Raw genomic sequence first — 270 nt, forward strand, 5'->3', positions numbered from 1 at the left:
GTTCAGGCCGTACGAATCGGCGATCGTTCGCTCGGTTTCTAGGGTTTCGGTTCCCCGAACAAGTTCTGTGAAGCTGGCGTCCTGGAGAAGATTGCGAACCGAGTTCTCAGCGAACTCTTTGATGTCGTTGGGGCTCACCCAAGCGAGGCGGCACAGCGTCATCTCCATTGAGAAACTCTCATTTACGACAGTCTCCATGAGTTTCTCGACATCGTCGTCCGTCCATCCCGACTCGAACTTTGCGGCGAACTCGGTGTCGTCTATCGCGCG

At 55.6% G+C, this 270-nt stretch carries 1 protein-coding gene; it reads right to left on the reverse strand.

Annotated elements, in window-relative coordinates; genetic code table 11:
• A partial coding sequence (locus tag EXE42_RS19090; protein WP_158293798.1) for a hypothetical protein occupies positions 1–270 on the reverse strand: 270 nt, incomplete at both ends.

It is taken from the genome of Halorubrum sp. SP3 (genome assembly GCF_005435195.1).
Classification (GTDB): domain Archaea; phylum Halobacteriota; class Halobacteria; order Halobacteriales; family Haloferacaceae; genus Halorubrum; species Halorubrum sodomense.